The sequence below is a fragment of the Thiemannella venezuelensis genome, assembly GCF_014203605.1.
In the GTDB taxonomy this organism is placed as follows: Bacteria; Actinomycetota; Actinomycetes; order Streptosporangiales; family Streptosporangiaceae; genus Planomonospora_A; species Planomonospora_A venezuelensis.
The window spans coordinates 78,292-98,781 of sequence record NZ_JACHJJ010000005.1 but is presented as its reverse complement, the minus strand read 5'-3'; the positions used below and the strand labels follow the sequence as shown (position 1 = coordinate 98,781).

17 protein-coding genes are annotated in these 20,490 nt (G+C 72.6%); 7 read left to right on the top strand and 10 right to left on the bottom strand.

The features are described from left to right. Positions 1 to 155 precede the first annotated feature (155 nt). The 9 genes from FHS22_RS09975 to mfd all read right to left on the bottom strand — a co-directional run bounded on the left by FHS22_RS09975 (position 156) and on the right by mfd (position 11,564). Positions 156 to 953, bottom strand: a complete 798-nt coding sequence (locus FHS22_RS09975) for a uracil-DNA glycosylase (protein WP_184940398.1) — start codon at positions 951 to 953, stop codon at positions 156 to 158. 227 nt (positions 954 to 1,180) lie between these two features. Further along, entirely contained in the window at positions 1,181 to 2,500 is a 1,320-nt protein-coding gene (locus FHS22_RS09970; RefSeq protein ID WP_184940397.1) for a hypothetical protein, read from the bottom strand. Positions 2,501 to 2,702: 202 nt separating this feature from the next. Beyond that, positions 2,703 to 3,662, bottom strand: coding sequence for a Ppx/GppA phosphatase family protein (locus FHS22_RS09965; RefSeq protein WP_184940395.1), 960 nt, complete (start codon positions 3,660 to 3,662; stop codon positions 2,703 to 2,705). Continuing rightward, positions 3,659 to 4,255: a DUF501 domain-containing protein gene (locus tag FHS22_RS09960; RefSeq protein WP_184940393.1), complete on the bottom strand. Its 597-nt coding sequence runs from the start codon at positions 4,253 to 4,255 to the stop codon at positions 3,659 to 3,661. Before FHS22_RS09960 ends, FHS22_RS09965 begins: the two co-directional genes overlap by 4 nt. A 42-nt stretch (positions 4,256 to 4,297) precedes the next feature. After that, on the bottom strand, positions 4,298 to 4,702 hold the full coding sequence (locus FHS22_RS09955) for a septum formation initiator family protein (protein WP_184940392.1): 405 nt from the start codon (positions 4,700 to 4,702) through the stop codon (positions 4,298 to 4,300). Between the two features lie 86 nt (positions 4,703 to 4,788). After that, positions 4,789 to 6,066: a phosphopyruvate hydratase gene (gene eno / locus FHS22_RS09950; protein ID WP_184940390.1), complete on the bottom strand. Its 1,278-nt coding sequence runs from the start codon at positions 6,064 to 6,066 to the stop codon at positions 4,789 to 4,791. Between the two features lie 127 nt (positions 6,067 to 6,193). Then, positions 6,194 to 7,183: a nucleoside triphosphate pyrophosphohydrolase gene (locus FHS22_RS09945; RefSeq protein WP_184940388.1), complete on the bottom strand. Its 990-nt coding sequence runs from the start codon at positions 7,181 to 7,183 to the stop codon at positions 6,194 to 6,196. A 112-nt stretch (positions 7,184 to 7,295) separates the two neighbouring features. Next, entirely contained in the window at positions 7,296 to 7,922 is a 627-nt protein-coding gene (locus tag FHS22_RS09940; protein ID WP_184940387.1) for a SurA N-terminal domain-containing protein, read from the bottom strand. 33 nt (positions 7,923 to 7,955) lie between these two features. After that, the gene (gene mfd, locus FHS22_RS09935; RefSeq protein WP_184940385.1) at positions 7,956 to 11,564 is read right to left on the bottom strand and encodes a transcription-repair coupling factor; all 3,609 of its coding nucleotides are present in this window, start codon (positions 11,562 to 11,564) and stop codon (positions 7,956 to 7,958) included. A gap of 154 nt (positions 11,565 to 11,718) precedes the next feature. On the opposite strand from mfd, the gene FHS22_RS09930 reads away from it, so the two are divergent. From FHS22_RS09930 to FHS22_RS09920, 3 genes are all read left to right on the top strand, one after another. Then, positions 11,719 to 12,438 carry a class I SAM-dependent methyltransferase gene (locus FHS22_RS09930; RefSeq protein WP_184940383.1) on the top strand — a complete coding sequence of 240 codons (720 nt, stop codon included), beginning with the start codon at positions 11,719 to 11,721 and terminating at the stop codon, positions 12,436 to 12,438. A 78-nt stretch (positions 12,439 to 12,516) separates the two neighbouring features. Next, the gene (gene cysC, locus FHS22_RS09925; protein ID WP_184940381.1) at positions 12,517 to 13,755 is read left to right on the top strand and encodes an adenylyl-sulfate kinase; all 1,239 of its coding nucleotides are present in this window, start codon (positions 12,517 to 12,519) and stop codon (positions 13,753 to 13,755) included. Positions 13,756 to 13,864: 109 nt separating this feature from the next. Beyond that, complete coding sequence (locus FHS22_RS09920) at positions 13,865 to 14,818, top strand: sulfite exporter TauE/SafE family protein (RefSeq protein ID WP_184940379.1); 954 nt, start codon at positions 13,865 to 13,867, stop codon at positions 14,816 to 14,818. Here the strand turns inward: FHS22_RS09920 and FHS22_RS09915 are convergent. After that, the gene (locus tag FHS22_RS09915; protein ID WP_221473452.1) at positions 14,702 to 15,787 is read right to left on the bottom strand and encodes a glycoside hydrolase family 26 protein; all 1,086 of its coding nucleotides are present in this window, start codon (positions 15,785 to 15,787) and stop codon (positions 14,702 to 14,704) included. The two genes, FHS22_RS09920 and FHS22_RS09915, sit on opposite strands and share 117 nt — an antisense overlap. 304 nt (positions 15,788 to 16,091) lie before the next feature. Between FHS22_RS09915 and FHS22_RS09910 the strand changes: the two genes are divergently transcribed. The 4 genes from FHS22_RS09910 to FHS22_RS09895 are packed head-to-tail and all read left to right on the top strand — an operon-like array spanning position 16,092 to position 20,446. Continuing rightward, positions 16,092 to 17,387, top strand: coding sequence for a YveK family protein (locus FHS22_RS09910; RefSeq protein ID WP_184940378.1), 1,296 nt, complete (start codon positions 16,092 to 16,094; stop codon positions 17,385 to 17,387). Continuing rightward, positions 17,384 to 18,730 (top strand): hypothetical protein, encoded by a 1,347-nt coding sequence (locus tag FHS22_RS09905; protein WP_338047688.1) that lies wholly within the window; start codon positions 17,384 to 17,386, stop codon positions 18,728 to 18,730. Before FHS22_RS09910 ends, FHS22_RS09905 begins: the two co-directional genes overlap by 4 nt. Then, the gene (locus FHS22_RS09900) at positions 18,660 to 19,580 is read left to right on the top strand and encodes a hypothetical protein (protein WP_184940376.1); all 921 of its coding nucleotides are present in this window, start codon (positions 18,660 to 18,662) and stop codon (positions 19,578 to 19,580) included. Before FHS22_RS09905 ends, FHS22_RS09900 begins: the two co-directional genes overlap by 71 nt. Further along, positions 19,580 to 20,446: a sulfotransferase family protein gene (locus FHS22_RS09895; protein ID WP_260407824.1), complete on the top strand. Its 867-nt coding sequence runs from the start codon at positions 19,580 to 19,582 to the stop codon at positions 20,444 to 20,446. The genes FHS22_RS09900 and FHS22_RS09895 overlap by 1 nt, the downstream gene beginning before the upstream one ends. Positions 20,447 to 20,490 lie beyond the last annotated feature (44 nt).

Here is a 20,490-nt window from a genome sequence, read left to right as displayed (position 1 = left end):
TCCGAGACTTTGTGAAAGCTTTCACAAGCATACGTCCCGTCCTCCGGCTCGCGCCAGGCGCCCCCCTGGCAACTTCATGTGATTTTCACCAGGGATGAATTAGTCGTCCATGTTTCAGAGGAAAGTTCGGCGTAAATTCTCTTTTGTGACTGACTTCACATGTCTCGAAGCACGTTCGCCCTGGTGAAGACCTGATCCAGCATCTCGGCCGTCACCCTCCCGGTGAACGTGTTCTGCTGGCTGGGGTGATAGCAGCCGAGAAGACGGGCGGAAGTTCCGTTCCGGACGATCTCCACCTCCGCCCCGTGCCCGAAGGCGGGCCGCGGGCGCGGCAGGGCGTAGCCGGCCTCCCTCAGGGCGGGCCACACGGCCTGCCAGGCGAAGCCTCCGAGCGCGACCACCACCCGCAGTCCCCCGGCGACCATCTCGATCTCCCTGGCCAGCCAGGGGAAGCACGCCTCGCGCTCCTCGGGCAGCGGCTTGTTGCCGGGCGGCGCGCACCTGACCGCGGCCGCCATCCGCGCGCCGATGAGCCGCTGCCCGTCCCCCGCGCGCACGCTGGTCTCCTGTACGGCCAGGCCCGTCCGGTACAGCGAGGCGAACAGCCAGTCCCCGCTCCGGTCACCGGTGAAGATCCGCCCCGTGCGGTTGCCGCCGTGCGCGGCCGGGGCCAGCCCCACGATCAGGACCTCCGGCCGCTCCTCCCCCCACCCGGCGATCGGCCTGCCCCAGTAGGTCTCCTCCGCGAACGCCCGGCGCCTGACCGCGGCCACCTCCTCGCGCCACTCCACCAGGCGGGGACAGGCCCGGCAGACCGACTGCCGGGCCGTGAGCTCGGCGATGGTACGGCTCGCCGCCGCGAGCTCGCCCACCTCCGCGGGGTCGTGCGCGACGGGCGTGTCCGGCTGGGCGGGGTCGTCCGGCCACCCGGACCCCGGAGGAACGAAGGTCATCCCCTGATCGTGCCACCGGCCCTCACCGCCGGCGGCCAGGGGCTCCCGAGGCGGCACGGGCCCGCGCGGAGGACCGGGCCGGGGGTGCGGGGGCCGGACCGGGGAGAGGACGGGCCCGGGAGCAGGACGGGCCCGGGCATGGAAAAGCGGCGCCCGCACGGAGCGGACGCCGCCTTCCCTGCGTCAGGCCGGCCTGGTGGTCAGGCGTTCCCGGACTCCTGCCCGCCCTAGGCGGTCGGGCAGGAGTAGTCCCAGCTGACGGTCTTGGAGACCGACTGCGGGCTGGAGACGCTCACCGTGAACGCGCCCTTGGCCTCGACGACCAGCTCGTTCAGGGAGAACGTGCCGCCACCCGCACCGACGGTCTTGGTGACCTTGGTGGGGACGCCGCCCGAGGTGTAGCTGTAGACGAGCTCGCTCGCGCCGGAGACCGTGATGGTGCCGGTCACCCTGGCCGAGGCCTTGCCCACGACGCCACCGCAGGTGCTCGTGTCCTGGGCCACGCTCAGGTCCACGGACGCGGTCACCGGAGCCTTGCAGGTGACCTTGCTGGTGACGGTGCCGGTGGTCGAGCCGTGGTAGAGCTCGATCGCGCGGCTGGCCGTACCGGAGTCCGTGGCGCGCCACGGGTCACGCACGGTCGTGGAACCGTGCACGTAGACGCTCTCCCAGGCACCCGCGACACCGTTGCGGATCCAGCGGTACTTCACGTGGCCGCGGCCGTGCGAAGCGCTGATCGTGCCGGTGAAGGCGCGGTCGACGGGGCAGGAGCCCTCGTAGTCGGCGAGGCTGTGCACGGACGCGGTCACCTTGGGCGACCAGTCCTTGCACCAGATCTTGAACCCGACCCGGCCGGAGCCGGTGCTGACCGGGTCCACGATCTGCAGGGCGGCCCAGCCCCGCAGGTCCTTGCCCGGGCGGATCACGTGGACGACCTTGCGGGAACCGCTGACCTTGACGGCGCCGTAGTCGACGACGTGGCCGTTGACGACCCAGCGGTAGCGCACCAGGGCCGGGACGGAGGCGGTGATGCGGCCGATCAGAGCGGCCTGGCAGTTGCCCTCGTCGACCCAGGCGTCCGCGCCGATGACCGGGCGGATCTCTTCCTTGCCGCCGTTGTGGTCGCCGCAGGAGACCTTGAAGTAACCCTTCTTCGAGGTCGCCTTGCGCGGCGCCAGGACCTGCAGAGCCTGCCAGCCCTTGACGTCGCTCTTGAAGGTGGTCGTCTCCTTCACCGTGACGTTCTTGACGCCCTTGCCGACGGTGAAGGTCTTGACCTTGCTCTTCGACCCGTCACCGTGCAGCCAGCGGTAGGCCACGGTGGTCTTGCCCTTGACGGCCTTCACCTTGATGTTCGAGGAGAAGGTGACCCGAACCGGGCAGTCGTCGCCCTTGTAGGACGCCTTGGGGGTGCCCGCGAAGACGGACGCCTTCGGGGCGGCCGAGGAGGTGCTCTTCCCGGCCTGGGTGGAACCGCTGGCCGCCGCTGCGGGGGTGGCCAGCAGGCCCGTTGCCATGGTCGCCAGCATGGCCGCGCCGGCTCCCATCGCGGCTAGCCTGCGTGCTAGTCCGGACTTCATGAGGGGGTGCTCCGTTTCGTTAGGAAGCAAAGTGCGCTCCGGAGACGGTTGCCGCCCCGACACCAGCTGTGCCGGGCCCCACGGCAAAGCCTCGCTAAAGCCTCTTTACCTAACCATAAAACGGAACGATCTCCAATACTCCGCTAACGGGTGTTTTGTCCAGATGTCGTTACGGTTTAGCGATCGACCAGGCGATGCCGTCGAGAATGTCCCTCTCGCTGACGACGACCTCGGCGAAGCCGTATCTCTCCATGAGCCGGTCCAGGATGAGCGCTCCGGCCCCGATCACGTCCACCCGGCCGGGATGCATGACTCCGACCTCCGCCCGCTGCGCGTGCGTCATTCCCAGCAGGCGGCGGGAGACATTCTCCACTTGTCCTACCGGAATCCGCGAGTGATGAATTTTATCCGGGTCGTATTCATCCAGCTCAAGCGCCATTCCGGCGACGGTCGTCACCGAGCCCGCGAGACCGACCAGGGTCAGCGCCCGCTCCACCGGCACCTCCTGGGCGACCCGGTCGAGCGCGTCGTCGATGTCGGCGACCGTCGCCTCGACGGCCTCCGGCGACGGCGGGTCGCCCGCCCCGCGCAGGTGCCGCTCGGTCAGCCGGACGCAGCCGATGTCCACCGAGAGCGCCGCCTCCACGTGCGCCGAGCCGACCACGAACTCGGTGGAGCCGCCGCCGATGTCCACCACGAGGTACGGCGGGCGGGTGCCGTCCGGGGCGGGCAGGCCGGTCTCCGGCGAGAGCCGCACCAGCCCCCGGGTCGCGCCGGTGAACGACAGCCCGGCCTCCTCCGCGCCGCTGACCACCTCGGGCTCGACCCCGAAGATCTCCCGCACGCCGGCGGTGAACTCGTCGCGGTTGGCGGCGTCCCGGGTGGCGCTCGTCGCCACCACGCGGACCGGGTCGGCCCCGTGCCGCCCGATCAGCCCGGCGTACTCCCGCATCGCCGTGAAGGTGCGCTCCAGGGCCTCGGGGGCCAGTCTGCCGGTACGGTCCACCCCCTCGCCGAGCCGGACGATCTCCATCCGCCGCTCGACGTCGTGCAGGGCGTCGTGCTCGATGTCCGCGATCAGCAGGCGGACGGAGTTGGTGCCGCAGTCGATCGCGGCGACGCGGGTCACTTGTCGTTCTCCTCGGTGCTGGTCGTGTACTGCGCTTCCCGGCTCTCCGGGCTCCCCGCGGCCTCCGGGCTCCCCGTGCCGTCCGCTCCCGCGCCGTCCTCCGGGCAGCACGGCCCGCCGGCCCACCACGCGCCGAGCGCGTCGAGCGCCTCGCGCCCGAACGGGTTGGCCCCCGGCACCGCGAGCTCGTGCCCGACCAGGGCGTGCAGGCACTTCACCCGGTCCGGCATGCCCCCGGCGCTCTGCATGCCGGGGGGCAGCGCCTCCAGGCCGTCCTCGGCCGCCGCCTCGTCACGGCGTGCGAGGTAGTCGCGGTGGGCGGCCAGGTAGGCGGAGGCCAGCTCGGGGTCGGAGTCGAGCCTGGCCCGCATGTCCTTCATCAGCCCGGAGGTCTCCAGGGTGCCGACGGCCGAGTTGGCCCTGGGGCACGTCAGGTAGAACAGGGTCGGGAACGGTGTGCCGTCCGGCAGCCGCGGCGCGGTCTCCACCACGTCGGGCAGCCCGCACGGGCAGCGGTGCGCCACCCTTCGCAGGCCGCGCGGCGCCCGGCCGAGCTGCCGCTCCACCGCCGCCACGTCACGGTCGTCCACCATCTCCGGCCCCCTCGTGCGCAAAGGCCTCCAGGGTATCGGCCGTCAGCTCCCGGCCGCCTTCCTGCCCCTGCCCGCGTCGACGGCCTCGACCGACTCCCAGAGCGTCTCGTACCACGGCGGCTTGGCGACGGCCTGCTTCTCCTCGGCCGTGCCCTTGGCCTGCTCGGGCGTGTCGTCCATGACGACGTAGCACTTCTGCCCGGGCTCGCAGTAGAACAGCCGCTCCCTGGCCAGCCGCTTGCGGTAGGCGGGGTCCCTGAGCTGCCTGCTCTCGTCGTCCAGCGCCTTGATCTCGGCGAGCAGCCTGGCCTGCTGCTGCTTCAGCTCGGCGACGTTGCGGCGCTGCGCGATGTACTCCCTGACCGGGTAGGCCAGGCTCATGGCGATGGCGCACACCACGACCGCGAGCACCGCCGCCCGACCCGTCAGCTGAGGGCGTTTCGCCACATGTCCTCCCGCGTCGTTCCTCCCGCGTCCGTGCTCCGGAGCACGGCGTGCGCCGCCGGAGCGGGCGCACGCCGTACGGTGCGAAACTACCGCCGGAAGCGCGGGAACGCGGCGCGACCCGCGTACCGGGCGGCGTCGTCGAGGAGCTCCTCGATGCGCAGCAGCTGGTTGTACTTGGCCACGCGGTCGGAGCGGGCCGGGGCGCCGGTCTTGATCTGGCCGCAGTTGGTGGCCACGGCGAGGTCGGCGATCGTGGTGTCCTCGGTCTCGCCGGAGCGGTGGCTCATCATGCAGCGGTAGCCGTTGCGGTGGGCCAGGTCCACGGCGTCGAGGGTCTCGGTCAGCGTGCCGATCTGGTTGACCTTGACCAGCAGCGCGTTGGCGGTGCCCTCGGCGATGCCGCGCGCCAGCCGCTCGGGGTTGGTCACGAACAGGTCGTCGCCGACGAGCTGGACCTTGTCGCCGAGGGCCTCGGTGATGGCGTTCCAGCCCTCCCAGTCGCTCTCGTCCAGCGGGTCCTCGATGGAGACCAGCGGGTAGTTGGCGACCAGGTCCTCGTAGAAGGCGATCAGCTCGGCGGCGGACAGGCCCTTGCCGTCGATCGTGTAGACGCCCTCGGAGTGGAACTCCGAGGCGGCCACGTCGAGGGCGAGCGCGACGTCCTCGCCCGGCGTGTAGCCGGCCTTCTCGATCGCGACGAGGATCAGGTCCAGCGCGTCGCGGTTGGACGGCAGGTTCGGCGCGAAGCCGCCCTCGTCGCCCAGGCCGGTGGCGTAGCCCTTCTCCTTCAGCACGGCCTTGAGCGCGTGGTAGACCTCGGTGCCCATCCGCACCGCCTCGCGGAACGACTCGGCTCCGATCGGCGCGATCATGAACTCCTGGATGTCCACGTTCGTGTCGGCGTGCGCGCCGCCGTTGAGGATGTTCATCATCGGCACCGGCAGCACGTGCGCGTTCGGCCCGCCCAGGTAGCGGAAGAGCGGCAGCTCGGCGCTCTCCGCCGCGGCCTTGGCCACGGCCAGGGAGACGCCCAGGATCGCGTTGGCGCCCAGCCGCGCCTTGTTCGGCGTGCCGTCCAGGTCGATCATCACCTGGTCGATGCTGCGCTGCTCGGCCGCGTCGAAGCCGATGATCTCGTCGGCGATCTCGTCGGTCACCCCGAGGACGGCCTTCTCCACGCCCTTGCCGGCGTACCGGCCGTCGCCGTCACGCAGCTCGACGGCCTCGAACTGGCCGGTGGAGGCGCCGCTCGGCACCGCCGCGCGGCCCTCGCTGCCGTCGTCCAGCAGGATGTCGACCTCGACCGTCGGGTTGCCCCGGGAGTCAAGGATCTCGCGGGCGTGTACGCCCTCGATGGAAGCCACGAAGCGCTCCTAAAGTCGCAGGACAGTTTGCCGCAAAAGCCTATCGAGCCCTACTTCCCGGTACGGCTGCCGCCCGCATCCGGCGTTTCCGGGCGCGGCGCCGCGGCCCTCCGCCGGCCGCCGCCCGCTACCGGCCGGACGGCTCCTGCCCGGCAACCGCTCCCCGCAGGGCGGACTCCCCGGCGCGGATCCGGTCGCGGTAGACGCGGGCCGCGGCGCGCAGTTCGGCCTCGGGGTCCAGCCCCTCGGCGTGCGCCTGCCGTACCAGCTCGAACAGGCGCCCGCCCAGGCCCTCGGCGGGCGGGTCCGCCGGGCTCCCCACCCGCTCGGCGCGGCGCAGGAGCTGGGCGGCGAGGGAGAGCGCGGGCTGGCCCATCGGCACTCCGTCCACCGCGGAGCCCGCGTCGCCGCCGCTCTTGGCCGCGCGCTCGGCGGCCTTGATCGTCTCCCAGTTGTCGCTGACCTCTTCGGCGCCGTCCACCTGCACGGCGGCGAACACGTGCGGGTGCCGGCGGACCAGTTTGTCCACGATGCCGGCGGCCACGTCGTCGATGTCGAAGCCGCTCCCGTCCGGGTCCCCCGCACGGTCCTGGGCGACGCGCGCGTGGAAGGCCACCTGCAGCAGCAGGTCGCCCAGTTCCTCGCGGAGCGCGCCGCGGTCGCCCTCCTCGATGGTCTCCAGAACCTCGTAGGCCTCCTCGATGAGGTACGGCGCCAGCGACTCGTGGGTCTGCTCGGCGTCCCACGGGCACGAGGTGCGGAGCCGGTCCATCACCGCGACGAGGTCGAGCAGCCGGGCCCCCGGCAGGTCGTAGGAGCCGGGCACGACCTCGATCACCGGCGGGTCCTCGAGCACCACCGCGGCGTGGCCGATCGAGCGCATCAGCGCCTCGTCGGCCTCCAGCCAGACCACGGTCCCGTCCTGGGCCCGCCGGACCAGGGCGGCCGGGTCGGGCGTCACGACCTCGACGGCGACCCCCGCCTCGGCCAGGTACGGCAGGTGCGGATGGTCCGGCACGGCGGTGTGCACCGGGCCCTCGGACAGCGCCTGCCAGGCGCGGTGGCTGAGCAGCCCGGGGGCGACCCGGGGCGAGGTGGTGACGACGATCAGCGGCATGCCCAGAGGCTACCGGGGTGCGGCCCGCCGCCCGGGGCGGCGGGCCGGGAGGACGCCGGCGCCGGAGCCCGGGCGGTTCGGGAGAGGCTCCGCCGCCTGGCCCCGCCCGGCGCTACCGGCCCGCGGCTGCGGGGAGCGCGCCGAAGCGGTTGCTCTCGATGATGGCGTCGGCCGCGCTCTGCGCCTGCGGGTTGGGCTCGCCGTAGCGGGGGTTGCGGGTGATCGGGAAGGCTGCCTGCGCCTCCTGCGCCAGCTTCTGGGCCGCCGCCTGCTGGGACGCCTGGTCCTGCCCGGCGCCGTACTTGGCCATCAGCTTCTGCTGGACGATCGAGGCGCGGACCAGCGCGTTCAGCTCCGACGGGGGCACGGCGTTGTTGATCGCCAGCTGCTCCTTCGTGGCGCCCTGCTGCTGCTGGAGGACCTGGGCGATGAGCGCCTCGATCTCCGCCGGGGTCACCGCGACGCCGTCGCGCGCGCCGAGCTGGTCGAGCTGGCTGATGAAGATCTTGCTGCCCAGCAGCGCCTGCGGGATCGACCCCTGGAGCTGCAGCTGCCCCGCGGAGACACCGGCCTCGGTCATGACCTTCTCGTACTCCCGGACGTCGGCGCTCAGCTCACTGGTGCTGATCCGCTGGTCACCGACGATGGCTGCGGCGCCGGCCTGCAACGGAGAGCAGGCGGTCAGCGCGGCACCCGCGGCCATGACCGCCAGGATGACGCGCACTCGAGTCGACTTCACTTGCGATCCCTTCACGACAGAGGCCGTATCACTTTACCGGCCCGTTGCGGTGGAACCTTCGAGGAACATCGCCTCGACCAGATCGTCGCACCAGCGCAGCAGGTCGAGGTCGCGCAGCGGCTGCCCGCCGAGCGGCTTCGTCTTGGGCACCGGCACCAGCAGGATGTCGGCGGCCTGCTTCAGCAGCGCCTTCGGGTAGAGGCGCTGGAGCCGTACCTGCTGGGAGTCCCGCAGGGCCACCGGGGAGAACCTGATGTGCTGGCCCTGCAGGGTGACGTCGGTGAGCCCGGCCTTGCGCGCCCTGATCCGGAAGTGGGCCACGGCCAGCAGGTTCTCCACCTCCTGGGGCGGCCTGCCGTACCGGTCGGCGAGCTCGGCGCGCACGGCCGCGATGTCGTCCTCGGTGCAGATCGCCGCGACGCGCTTGTAGGCCTCCAGGCGCAGGCGCTCGGAGGTGACGTAGTCGTGCGGGATGTGCGCGTTGATCGGCAGCTCGACCTTGACGTCCGGCCGCTCCTCCTGCTCCGGGGCGCCCGAGAGCTTGGCCTTCTGCTCCTGCACGGCCTCCGCCATCATCCGCACGTACAGGTCGAAGCCGACGCCCGCGATGAAGCCCGACTGCTCGGCGCCCAGGATGTTGCCCGCGCCGCGGATCTCCAGGTCCTTCATCGCGACGTACATGCCCGCGCCCATCTCGGTGTGCTGGGAGATGGTGGCCAGGCGCTCGTGGGCGGTCTCGGTGAGCGGCTTCTCCGGCGGGTACAGGAAGTAGGCGTAGCCGCGCTCGCGTCCCCGGCCGACGCGGCCGCGCAGCTGGTGCAGCTGGGACAGGCCGTAGTTGTCGGCCCGGTCCACGATGAGGGTGTTGGCGTTGGGCACGTCGAGGCCGGACTCGACGATCGTGGTGGAGACCAGCACGTCGAACTCGCGCTCCCAGAACCCCACCATGATCTTTTCGAGCTGCTGCTCGTTCATCTGGCCGTGCGCGACCGCCACCCTGGCCTCGGGGACGAGCTCGCGCAGCCGGGCCGCGACCTTGTTGATGCTGGCGACCCGGTTGTGCACGAAGAAGATCTGGCCGTCGCGCATCAGCTCCCGGCGCAGCGCGGCGGCGATCTGCTTCTCGTCGTACGGCCCGACGAAGGTGAGGATCGGGTGGCGCTCCTCCGGCGGGGTGAGGATCGTGGACATCTCCCGGATGCCGGTCAGGCCCATCTCCAGCGTGCGCGGGATCGGCGTGGCGGACATGGCCAGCACGTCGACCTGGGTGCGCAGGTGCTTCATGGCCTCCTTGTGCTCCACGCCGAAGCGCTGCTCCTCGTCGATGATGATCAGGCCGAGGTTCTTGAACCGGACCTCCGGGGAGAGCAGCCGGTGGGTGCCGATCACCACGTCCACCGTGCCGTCGCGGGTGCCCTCCATCGTCACCTTGACCTCGGCGTCGGTCTGGAAGCGCGACATGGGCCTGACGTTCAGCGGGAAACCGGAGAAGCGCTCGGCGAAGGTGGACAGGTGCTGCTGGACCAGGAGCGTGGTCGGGACCAGCACCGCCACCTGCTTGCCGTCCTGCACGGCCTTGAAGGCCGCGCGCACCGCGATCTCGGTCTTGCCGTAGCCGACGTCGCCGCAGATCAGCCGGTCCATCGGGATCGCGCGCTCCATGTCGCGCTTGACCTCGTCGATGGCCTCCAGCTGGTCGCCGGTCTCGGCGTAGGGGAAGGCGTCCTCCATCTCCCGCTGCCAGGGCGTGTCCGGGCCGAAGGCGTGGCCGGGGGAGGCCATGCGCGCGCTGTAGAGCCGGATGAGCTCGCCGGCGATCTCCTTGACCGCCTTCTTCGCCTTGGTCTTGGCCTTGGCCCAGTCGGCGCCGCCCATCCGGTTGAGCGTGGGCGACTCGCCGCCGACGTAGCGGGTGACCTCGTCGAGCTGGTCGGTGGGGACGTAGAGCCGGTCGCCCTTGGCGTACTCGATCACGAGGTACTCGCGGGTCGCGCCCTGGACGGTCCGCTGCACCATCTCGATGTAGCGGCCCACGCCGTGCTGCTCGTGCACCACGTGGTCGCCGACCTTGAGCTGGAGCGGGTCCACCATGTTGCGGCGGCGGCTGGGCAGCCGGCGCATGTCCTTCGTGGAGGCCTTCTGCCCGACCAGGTCCAGGTGGGTCAGGACGGCCAGGGAGGGGCTGACGAAGCCGTGGTCGACCAGGCCCGTGGTGACGTGCACGACCTTGGGGTCCGGCGCCCGGTCGAGGCCCGCCTCCAGCCGCGCGGGCAGGTCGACGCCCTTGAGCAGCTCGACCATCCGCTCGGCCGGGCCGTGGCCCTCGCTGAGCAGCACGACGACCTTCTCGTCGGCCAGCCAGCCCTTGATGTCGCCCAGCGCCCGCTGGGTGTCGCCCCGGTAGGCCTCCGACTCCCGGGCGTCCAGGACCAGCGCCCCACTCGGACCGTCACCGCCCGGACCGTCACCGCCCGGACCCTCTCCACCGAACGGGGCGATCGACCACCACGGCTGCCCGAGCTCGCGCGCGCGGTCGCGGATCTCCTCCAGCGTGCGGAACGCCGCCGCCTCCAGGTCGATGGGGGCCTCGCCGCCGGCCGCGGCGTTGATCCAGGAGGCCTCCAGGAACTCCTGGCTGGTCCGCACGAGCTCGTCGGCCCGGCTCCGGATGCGCTCGGGGTCGCAGACGAACACCGCCGCCCGGGCGGGCAGGTGGTCGATCAGCAGGTCCATCTCGCCGGCGAGCACCGGGGCGAACGCCTCCATGCCCTCCACCGGCATGCCCTCGGCCAGCTGGTCGAGGATCTCGGCCAGGGCCGGGTGCTCGGCGGACAGCGCCGCGGCCCGGTCCCGGACGTCCCCGGTCAGCAGCAGCTCGCGGCAGGGCGCGGCGAACAGCCCGTCCTCCGCGACCTCCAGCGAGCGCTGGTCGGCCACCTTGAACCAGCGGATCTCCTCGATGGAGTCGCCCCAGAACTCCAGGCGGAGCGGGTGCTCCTCGGTCGGCGGGAAGACGTCGAGCAGCCCGCCCCTGACCGCGACCTCGCCGCGCTTCTCCACCATGTCCACGCGGTGGTAGCCGTTCTCCACCAGCCGGTGGACCACGGCGTCGAGGTCGGCGTCGTCGCCCGCGCGCAGCCGTACCGGCGAAAGGTCGCCGAGCCCGCGCACGATCGGCTGGAGCACCGCCCGGACCGGGGCGACGACGACCCGCAGCGGTCCTGCCGCGGCGTCGCCCTCGACCGGGTGGGCCAGGCGGCGCAGTACGGCCAGGCGCTGGCCGACGGTGTCGCTGCGCGGGGAGAGCCGCTCGTGCGGGAGGGTCTCCCAGGCGGGGAAGACGGCGACCGTGTTCCCGCCGTCCCCCTCTCCGTCCTTCCCGCCGCCGGAGCCCGGTTCCGGGCCGAGCAGGCTGGACAGCGCCGCCGCGAGGTCCTCGGCCTCGCGGCCGGTCGCGGTCACCGCCAGCACGGTCCGGCCCGTCTCCCTGGCCAGCGCGGCCGCGGCGAAGGGCCGCAGCGCGGGCGGGGCGACGAGCGAGGTGTCGGAGACGCCGGAGGCGCCGCCCTCCCGCGCGTCCGCGAGGGCGGCGGCCAGCTTCGGCTCGCCCGCGACAAGGTCCAGCAGTCCGGAAAGGCTCATCAGTTCTCGCCCACAGCCCCACGACGGCAACACGACAGGCCCCCGGCCGCCGGGGCACGGGGGGTTACCGGTCAAGGGTACTTCGCCCGCCTCTGCGATCCGTAAGAAGAGGAGAGACGTGACGAACTGTATCGATTCAACTACTCTAGGTGATATGACTGAAGTACGCTCGATCGTGACTCGAAGCGACCTATTCGACCAGCGGATCCGGGAGCGCCTGGAGGAGGTGACCGGGCGGCGGCTCGACGTCCTGCTCGCGGGCTGCGGCTTCCCTAGCGGGCTGGCCCTGGACCGGGCCCGGTCCCGCGTCGTCGGGATCGACGAGGACCTCCCCGCGGTGCGGGCGAGCATGCCGGGCCGCAAGGACCTCGACTCCTGGGCCCTGGGGGACCTGCGCACCGTCCCGGTCCCGCCGCGCTCGTTCGACGTCGTCTGCGTCTCGTTCCTGCTGGAGCGCGTCCGCCATCCCGAGCTCGTGCTCGACCGGCTGCTCGCCGGGCTGCGCCCCGGCGGGCTGGCCCTGCTGCGCATGCGCGACCGCGCCTCGGCCTACGGGATGTGCGTCCGGCTGACCCCCTCCCTCGTACGGCGGATGCTCTGGCGCAGCCTCGTCCCCAAGGGCACGGTCGGCCCGCTGCCGACGGTGTACGGCCCGGCCATCTCCAAGGAGGGGATCCACGCCTTCTGCCTGGCCCGGGGGCTGATGGTCACCGACGAGATCCTGGAGTCCAGCGGTCCCGCGGCGGTCCGGTCGCTGGGGCGCGCGGCCTGCTCGGCCGTCGAGGCCGCCTCCGGCGGGCGCTTCCCCGCCACGCACGACGAGATCGGCATGGTCATCCGCAAGCCGGAGAACCACTTCGCGCGACTGGTCTGACGCGACCCGGTTGATGTGGCACAACTGGAATGGCTAGAGTGACAATATCCGACTAAGTCGATCGGAAATGTGGAGCAGATGACGGCGACCTTCGAGTGGACCCCCGACGCCCGTGAGCTCGCCGATCTGGAGCTGCTGCTCTCCGGCGCGTACCACCCTCTGACGGGCTTCATGAGCTCGGCCGAGGCGCACGCGGTGGACGACCACGGCACGCTGGCCGACGGCACGCGGTGGCCCGCCCCCGTCACGCTCTCCCTCCCCGGAGACCACCCGGCCGCCCCGGGCGACCGGGTCACGCTCCGCGACCCCGAGGGCGCCCCGCTGGCCGTCCTGACCGTCACCGACCGCTCCGGCGGCCTCGCCGCCGGTCCGGTGGAGGCGCTGGGCGCGCCCGAGCACGGGCCGTTCGCCCGGCTCCGCCTCAGCCCCGCCGAGGTCCGCAAGGAACTGGCCGGGCGCGAGGTCCTGGCCGTCACCATGCGCGGCCCCCTGGACGACCTGGGCGAGATCACCGCGACCGCCGAGGAGTTGGAGGCGGCGGTCCTGCTGCTCCCGCTGGCCTTCGGGGAGGGCGGGCCGGCGGTGGTCCGCGCCGCGCTGAAGGCCCGCGACCGGCTCGCCGAGAGCGGCGCCGAGACCGCCCTGGCCGTGGTGCCGCTCGCCCCCCGCCAGGAGCAGGCCGTCGACCTGGAACTGCGCGAGCACGTGGCCGAGGCCTACGGCGCGACCGAGCACCTGGCCGGCCCCGAGCCCGTCACGCTCCCCGGCCCGCCGCACCGGCGCGGCCTGGTCGTCTTCTTCACCGGCCTGTCCGGCTCCGGCAAGTCGACCGTGGCGCGGGGGCTGCGGGACGCGCTGCTGGAGCGCGGCGGCCGTACGGTCACCTATCTCGACGGCGACGTGGTCCGCCACCTGCTCTCGGCGGGGCTGGGCTTCTCCCGCGAGGACCGCGACCTCAACATCCGGCGGATCGGCTTCGTCGCCGCCGAGGCGGCCCGCCACGGAGGGCTGGCGATCTGCGCGCCCATCGCCCCGTACGCCGCCACCCGCGAGGAGGTCAGGGCCATGGTCGAGGCCGTGGGCGCCGACTTCCTCCTGGTCCACGTGGCCACCCCGCTCGCCGAGTGCGAGCGCCGCGACCGCAAGGGCCTCTACGCCAAGGCCAGGGCGGGGCTGATCCCCGAGTTCACCGGGATCTCCGCCCCCTACGAGGAGCCCGAGGACGCCGACCTGGTCGTCGACACCACCGCCATCCCCGTCGAGCGGGCCGTGGACGCCGTCCTGGACCCGCTGGTGCAGGGGGGCTGGGTCCGTTGAGGAGAGGTTCCGCCGCGACGGGGCAGAGGGTCCGGCGCGAGGAAGGCCGGGCGGGGATCCCGGCCCGTGGAGAGGGTCACGATGACGGACAGGGAGCGGTGAACGGCTGATGGATCTGGATCTCCCCCTGGTCGCCGGCTCGTTCCTGGTCGCGATCATCGTCGGGCTGACCGGCATGGGCGGCGGCGCGCTGATGACGCCGATGATGATGCTGTTCTTCAACGTGCCGCCGCTCGCGGCGGTCTCCAGCGACCTGGTCGCCTCCGCCGTGATGAAGCCGGTCGGCGGGGTCGTGCACCTGAGGCGGGGCACGGTCGACCTGCGGCTGGTCGGCTGGTTGTGCGCGGGCTCGGTCCCCGCGGCCTTCTGCGGGGTGCTGCTGATCCGGGCGTTCGGAGAGGGCGAGGAGGTCCAGCAGGCGGTCAAGCACGCCCTGGGCGTCGCCCTGCTGCTGGCCGTGGCGGGCCTGCTGGCCAAGGCCTACCTCGCCCGGAACGAGGGGCCCGCCGCGGCGGGCGCCGCCCGCGTCGCCGTACGCCCGATCCCGACCGTACTGGTCGGTATAGTCGGCGGTCTCGTGGTGGGCGTCTCCTCCGTGGGCTCGGGCTCCCTGATCATCGTGGCGCTGCTCGTGCTCTACCCGGCGCTGAAGGCCAACCAGCTCGTCGGGACCGACCTGGTCCAGGCGGTCCCGCTGGTCACCTCGGCGGCCGTCGGCCACCTGTTCTTCGGCGACTTCCAGCTCGACGTCACCACCTCGCTGCTGGCCGGCTCGATCCCCGGCGTCTACCTCGGCGCGCGGATCTCGGCCCGGGCGAACGGCGAGGCCATCCGGGCCCTGCTCGTGGTGGTGCTGCTCGCCTCGGCGCTCAAGCTGCTCGGTGTGGGCAACACCGCCCTGCTGTGGATCCTGGGCGGCGTGGTGCTCACGGGGGCCGCCGCCTGGTCAGTGGCGAGGAACCGCCGTGGAACGCAGGTAGGGGTCGCGGACGAGGGCGCGGAAGGCGTCCCGGGCGCCGGGAGTGGTGTCGAAACGGGTGTCCCCCCGCGGGGCGCTCGGTGAGTCGAAGTAGACCAGCGCCTTGATCTGCGGGTACCGCCGCATGTCCCGGCGGACCGAGGCGAAGAAGGACTCCTTGAAGCGGGGCTGGTGCCGCCGTTCGAAGACCCCCCACTCGGCGAGCATGACGGGCTTGCCGGGGAAGCGCCACTGCATCCAGCGGTAGAAGCCCGGCCACTGGACGATGTCGTCTCGGGTCTTGTTGACCAGCCCCTCGTAGTCCTGGACCCGGTCGTCCGCGTAGGGGTCCATGGCGACCCAGTCGACCACGTCGTCACCGGGGTAGAGCCGCTCGAACCAGGACCGGGCCGCCCAGTTGGGAGCCCCCATGTAGGTCATCACCGTGACCGCGTTCCCCACGCCCTTCTCGCGCAGCCGCAGCACGACGTGCCGGTACATCTCCGCGTAGTCCCGGGCGGTCATCCCGGAGCCGGGACGCTCGCGCACGTCGTTCTCCGGCTCGTGGTGCACGGTCAGGAAGAACCTCTCGGGGAAGTTCTGCCTGATGTGCGCGGCCAGCCGGTCGATCCGCCGGTCCAGGGCGCCCCGGGCGATCTGCGCCCAGGTGTGCTCGAAGGACGGCTTCCAGTTCACCAGCAGGATCCTGCGGCCGCCGGGGGCGCGGGCGATCGACCGCTCCTCGGCGGTCGGGAAGAGCTCGGACCCCCGGTGGTAGACGTGCATGATGTCGGCCGCCCGGCCCATGCGCCGCTCGGCCCGGCGCAGCGCCTCGGCGGGCGGCCTCCCGGTGAAGACCTCCGGCGCCACCCCCCACCAGGCCCCGCAGGAGGGGATCAGCTTGGCGCCGACCTCGCAGCCCGGCGCCGACGAGCGCAGGCCCAGCAGCCCGCTGCCCCGCACGGGATCGTGCGCCGAGACCTTGGCGGCGCCCGAAGCCTGACTGCACGCGCCCAGCCCCAGAATCAGCGCGACGCCGCCGGCGGCGATTCCCCGCACCTTCAGCACTGACATCAAATCGGCATTTGTCCGATACAACGGTCCCTCGCAGATGATCCGGCCGCGCGTTTCCCGACTTTCCGTGGACCCACCATCCCACTCGATGGACGTGCCGTGCCGCATACTTTGCCGCTCCGTGCCGGACCTTCGGGATGGCGGAGAGGAAATATCGGATAAACCATCGTTATCCCACCGTGATCACGGTGACCGCCGCGAAGAAATCTTCTGTATTCGATCGGGAAAATGGCAACCCGGCCTATAGTTCCTAGGGTTTCCAGCCTCGGCCTCACTCGGGAGGCCCCACCCGAGAGGGACTCCGATGAGCCTGTCGCCGGACACCGCCGTCCGCCGCTCCGGCGGGGACCTCGCGGACTACGCGGCCCTGCTCCGCCGGCGCTGGCCCATCCTGCTGGCCTGCCTCCTGGCCGGAACCGGCGGCGCCGCCGCCCTGCTGTACCGCACCCCGCCCTCCTACACCGCCTCGGCCCACGTCCTGGTGACCGCGACCGGCGTCCAGGAGCCGACCAACCAGGTGACCGCCCGGCAGCGGGAGGCGCTCAACCTCGACACCGAGGCCCAGATCGCCCAGTCGGCCGTGGTCGCCAGGAAGGCGCGAGTGGCGCTCAGGGGGACCCCCGGCCCGGTCGAGGTCTCGGTGCCGCCCAACACCTCGGTCCTGGAGATCTCCTACACCGCCGCCGACCCCAACAGCGCCGCCGCCGGGGCCAGCGCGTACGCCCAGGCCTACCTGGCCCACCGCGGCGAGGCCGCCACCCAGGCGCTGGCCGTGCAGCTGAAGACGCTCCTGGACAAGCTGAAGCAGGTCAACGCCGCCCTGTCCAAGGTGGTGGCCGACCTGCCGGGGCTGGACAAGGGCAGCGCGCAGCGCACCATCGCCCTGCAGCGGCGCAGCGTGCTCAGCCGCCAGGTCTACAACCTCACCGTCAAGTACGACGGGCTCAAGACCATCGCGGTCACCCCCGGCTCGGTGATCAGCGAGGCGGTCGCCCCCACGGAGCCCAGCGCGCCCAGCCCGCCTCTGTACCTCGGCAGCGGTTTCATGATCGGCCTGCTGGCCGGGACCGGCCTCGCCTGGCTCCGCGACCGCCTCGACCTCCGGCTCCGTACGGCCTCCGACCTCACGCGCCTCACCGGGCTCGACATCGTCACCGGCGAGCGGATCCACAACCTGGGGACGGCGGGCGGCGCCGTGGTGCTGGTCCCGCTGCCCGGGAGCTCCGCCCGCGAGGTGGCGCAGGCCGTACGGGAACTGCGCGGCAGGCGCGTGCCGGTGATCGGCGCGGTCGCCGCCTTCCGCGACGGGCGGCCGGGCGAGGAGGCGGACCGCAGGAGGCCGGAGCCGGGGCGGGAAGAGGCCGCCGTCCTCCCGCCGCAGCCCGCCGCTCCCCCGCCTCCCGGCGCACCCGCCGCGCCCCTGCCTCCCGCCGCGGCCCCGCGCTCCGCCGACGCGCGCGCCGCCGCCGCGAACATGCGGCCCCTCCTCTCGGCAGGCCTGGCCGTCACCGCCGACCGGGGCGAGCCCCCGGCCGGCTCGCCGGAGACCGTCCCGCTCGCGCAGCTCCCCGCGGTCGGCAGGCGGGTCTTCCCGCCGTGAGGGGGCTGGACCGGGCGGCGTGGCCGATCGCCGCGCTCCTCGTGGGATATCCCGTCTGGTGGGCGCTGGGCTTCGGCGGACTGGCGGTGGTCGTGCTCGCCCCGCCGATGGCCCTCATCCTGTGGCGGCGGCGGCCGATCAGGGTGCCGCGCGGGTTCGGGATCTGGCTGCTGCTGCTCGCGGGCTACCTGGTCAGCTCCGTCATGCTCGCCGAGATGCCGCCGGACACCTACGGCGAGTTCGGGGCGGGCCGGCTGATCGGCTACCTGATGCGGTTGTCCCTCTACGTCTCGCTGACCGTCATGGTCCTCTACCTGGGCAACCTGACCGAGCGGGAGCTGCCGCAGCTCGCGCTGGTGCGCATGCTCGGCGTGCTGTTCCTCACGACCGTCGCCGGCGGGCTGCTGGGCGTGCTCGCTCCGCGGGTGGAGTTCACCTCTCCGGTGGAGCGGCTCCTGCCCGGGTGGATCAGCGGCAACTCCTTCGTCCAGAACCTGATCCACCCCACCGCCGCCCAGGTGCAGAAGGTCCTCGGCCACGCCTCCCCGCGCCCCGAGGCGCCCTTCGAGTGGGCCAACGCCTGGGGCAGCAACGTCTCGGTGCTGCTCGTCTGGTTCGTGGTCGGCTGGTGGGTGTACGGCGGGCCGCTCCGGCGCCTGGCCGTGCCCCCGCTGCTCGCGCTCGCCGCCGTCCCGATCGTCTACTCCCTCAACCGGGGCCTCTGGATCGGACTGGGCGTCGCGGGCGCCTACCTGGTCCTGCGCCTGGGCCCGCGGGGCCGGGTCGCGGTCTGCTCGGCCGTCGCGGCGGGGGTGCTGGCGTTCGTCCTCAGCCCGCTGCAGACGATGGTCGCCCAGCGGCTGGACAGCCCGCACAGCAACGACATCCGCGCGTTCACCGTGACCTCCACCATCACCGCGGCCGGCACCTCCCCGGTCATCGGCTACGGCAACACCCGCAACGCGATGGGCAACCACAAGACGATCACCACGGGCAAGAGCGACTGGTGCGACACCTGCGGCCATCCCCCGCTGGGCAGCGACGGCCAGCTCTGGCACCTGCTGATCACCCAGGGGTTCACCGGGGCCGCGCTCTACGTCGCCTTCTTCGCCGGAGCCGCCCGCCGCCACTGGGGCGACCGCTCCCCGATCGGCACGGCCGGGGTCCTGGTGATGGTCCTCACCCTGCTCTACATGTTCGTCTACGACGGGCTTGTCACACCGCTCAGCCTCTACCTGATCTCGTTCGCACTGCTCTGGAGGAACTCCCGGGATGAACGACGCCCGAGTCCGGTTGCGCTATCTGCGCCAGACGATCAGCCTGCTCTTCCCCGGTCCCGGTGAGGAGCGGCCCTACAGCCTGCTCCCGCACCCGCTGCTCCCGCGCAGGCTCACCCCGCGGACGTGGTGGCACCCGTGCGGGAAGGTCATGGTGCCCTCGGGGGAGGACACCGTCGAGACCTACCTGAGCGGGGTGCTGGGCGTCCCGGTCCGGGTGGTGCTCCACGTCCGCCCGGCCCGGCGGGTCAACCGCAAGCCGATCCTGGAGGCGCACACGCCGGACGGGCCGATCGCCTTCGTGAAGATCGGCGACACCGACCGGACCCGCGAGCTCATCGCCAACGAGGCCCGTACGCTCGACATGCTCGCCGGGGCGCCGCTGAAGACCGTCGTGCCGCCGGCCGTGCTCCACCACGGCTCATGGCACGGCCTGTCGGTGCTCGTCCTGTCCCCCCTGCCCGTGCCCGACCGGACCTCCCGTCTCCGGCGGGGCGCGGTCCCGGCCGGACTCCTCGTCGAGGCGATCCGCGAGATCGGGGCCCTCGCCGAGGACGGGTCCGCCTGGCACGGCGACTTCTGCCCGTGGAACATCGCGCGCGGCCCGGACGGGCGGCTCCTGGTCTGGGACTGGGAGCGGTTCGCCACCGGGGTGCCGCCCGGCTTCGACGCCCTGCACCACTTCTTCCAGCGGGCCCTGCGGCGGATGAGGCCCGCCGTCGCGGCCAGGGCGTGCCTGGCGCAGGCGCTGCCGATCCTGGCCCCGTTCGGCCTGTCGGCCGCCGAGGCGAGGCTGACCGCGATCCACTACCTCATCGTGCTGGCGGAGCGGCACGCCGCCGACGGCCACGAGCCGCTCGGCCCGCCCGCCCGCTGGCTCAGCCCCCTCGTCGACGCCCAGGAGGTCCTGGTGTGATGCCTGCCGTGATGCCCACGCTGAAGCGCTCCGTCCACGCGGCGTCACTGGCCGCGGGACGTCTCAGCGCCGGGAACCGCGTCCTGCCCTCCTTCCTGATCACCGGGGCGCAGCGCTCCGGCACGACCTCGCTCTACCGGGCGCTCGCGCAGCACCCGCTGATCCTCAAGCCCGTCCTGCGCAAGGGCGTGCACTACTTCGACGTCGCCTACGACCGCGGCCTGCCCTGGTACCGGGCCCACTTCCCGCTGCACGCCACGGTCTCCCGCCTCACCCACCGGTACGGCTACCGCCCCCAGTCCTTCGAGTCCGCGCCCTACTACCTGTTCCACCCCCTGGCCGCCTCCCGGATCGCCGAGGACCTGCCGGGCGTGAAACTGATCGCGCTGGTCCGCGACCCGGTCGAGCGCGCGTTCTCGGCGCACGCCCACGAGCTGGCGCGGGGGTTCGAGACCGAGACCTCCTTCGCCAGGGCGGTGGAGCTGGAGGAGGAGCGGCTGGCCGGGGCGGCGGACGCCCTGATCGCCTCTCCCCACGCCACCAGCCACGCCCACCGCCACCACGCCTACCTGGCCCGGGGCCGCTACGCCGAGCAGCTCGCCCGGGTGGAGCGGCTGGTCGGCCGGGAGCGGCTGCTCGTGCTGGACAGCGGGATGTTCTTCGCCCGGCCGGAGGCCGTCCACGACCGGGTGCTGGAGTTCCTCGGACTGCCGCACATCGGCGAGCCGGTGTTCGAGCGGCACAACGCCCGGTCCCGGCCCTCCCCCATGCCGGAGTCGCTCCGCCGGGAGCTGGCCGGACGCTTCGAGGAGTCCGACGCCCTGCTGACCCGCTGGCTCGGCGCGGAGCCCTCGTGGCGGCGGTGACCGCCGCACCCCTGCGCGGGACTCCGCCGGCGGCGCGGTCCGCG